Source organism: Nonomuraea sp. NPDC049141 (assembly GCF_040648415.1).
GTDB lineage: Bacteria > Actinomycetota > Actinomycetes > Streptosporangiales > Streptosporangiaceae > Nonomuraea.
Genome location: NZ_JBEZDR010000180.1, coordinates 1 through 1,767, shown reverse-complemented (window position 1 = coordinate 1,767; position 1,767 = coordinate 1). Strand labels below are relative to the sequence as shown.

The 1,767-nt window shown below is 71.0% G+C and carries 2 protein-coding genes; both read left to right on the top strand.

Annotated elements, in window-relative coordinates:
* Positions 1 to 105: 105 nt before the first annotated feature.
* On the top strand, positions 106 to 651 hold the full coding sequence (locus AB0B91_RS65660; protein ID WP_089002836.1) for a DoxX family protein: 546 nt from the start codon (positions 106 to 108) through the stop codon (positions 649 to 651).
* A 310-nt stretch (positions 652 to 961) separates the two neighbouring features.
* The coding region (locus tag AB0B91_RS65655; protein WP_358343144.1) for a glycosyltransferase family 87 protein at positions 962 to 1,767 on the top strand (806 nt) is incomplete at its 3' end.

The following is a 1,767-nucleotide window of genomic DNA, read 5'->3' as shown; positions in this document are numbered from 1 at the left end:
CATCAGCGACGGTCGCTCGAATCGGCGTGGCGCGACGTGCACGTCCGCCGATCCGGATCGGCGGTTGCGGGGGTAGCGGGGCCGGCGACGGGGTATGACTGACCCATGAAACCCGTGCGTTCCCTCGCCCGCGCCATGCTGAGCGGCATCTTCGTGGTCAGCGGGTTCACCAACCTCCGCAACCCCGGACGGCTGGTCCCGGCCGCGAAGCCCGTGACGGACCGGGTGACCCCGCTGCTGGAGAAGGCCGATCCCCGCATCCCCACCGACACCGAGACGCTGATCCGCGCCAACGCGGCGGTGCAGGTGGGCGCCGGGCTGATGCTCGCCACCGGCCGGTTCGCCCGGCCTGCGGCGCTCGTCCTCGCCGGCACGCTGGTCCCGGTGACCCTCGCCGGGCATCCCTTCTGGAACAACGACGACCCGACGACGCGGCACAACAACCAGATCCACTTCCTGAAGAACCTCGGCCTCCTCGGCGGACTGCTGCTCGCCTCGGCGGACACCGGCGGCAAGCCGGGGCTGCGCTGGCGGACGGGTCACCGGATCGGCCACTCCCGACGTTCCGTGCAGCGAGCCGTCCGTACCGCCCGCAGGGAGGCCCGGATCGCCGTACGATCGGCAGCGACGGCCCGACGACTGCCCGGCTGACCTGCGTCGATACCTCCCCCGGCCGACCCCTCACGTGTCAACGCCGCGAATCACCTGAACCACCCGACAGGCGTTAACGCGGTGGAAATGTCAAAAACATGTGTGGGATCGGACACGGTCGCATAACGCGGGAGGCATTAACGTGAGGCGCCGTTCTAGGCTCCGTGCAGGACCTGGACGGGTAGGACGACCTTGGTACGGGGGTGGCCACGCCATGCCGGCGACCGTCGGAAGACGGGTGGACCGCCTCGCCCCAGTCCGCCGCGTAACGCGTGGGATCGATCGTAGGACAGTCGTACGGACCGGCATCGTGGCCGCCGTCGCCTATGCCGCATGGCTCGCCATCGGTGCTTTCGGGCGGCCGTACAACTTCTTCGACATGAAGATCTACCACGGCGCGGTGGTGTGGTGGGCGAGCGGTCACGAGCTCTACGAGTTCATCGCACCCGGCACCACCCTGGGCTTCACCTACCCGCCGTTCGGCGGCCTGGTGATGCTCCCGATGGCGCACCTGCCGGTCGAGCTGGCCGGCATCGTCAACGCGCTCGCCAGCGTCGCGGCCCTGGCCGTCGTGCTGGCCGGGCTGCTCCGCCCGATCGTCGACCGGCTGGGCTGGCCCCTCTGGTTCACCGTGGGCCTCGCGACGCCGCTGGCGGTCGCCATCGAGCCGGCCCGGGAGACCCTCGGCTACGGCCAGGTGAACCTGCTCCTCTTCGCCCTGATCATGGCCGACCTGATCGGCCTGCGCTGGCGGTCGCGCCGGGGCACCCACATCGCCCCGAGCGACGGACCGCTGCTGCGCTTCGTCTACAGCGGCGCCTGGGCCGGCGTGGGCATCGGCCTGGCCACGGCGGTCAAGCTGACCCCGGCGCTGTTCATCGCCTACCTGATGATCACGCGGCAGTGGCGCGCCGCCACCACCGCCATCGGCACGGTGATCGCCGTGACCCTCGGCTCCTTCGCGGTCGTCGGCACGGAGTCGCGCGCCTACTTCGGCGGCGTGCTCTGGCAGACCGAGCGGGTCGGGGCCGCCGACATGACGCCCAACCAGTCGCTGGCGGGGCTGCTGGCCCGCCTGTACGACTCGATCGAGACGCCCGGCCTGCTCTGGCGGGC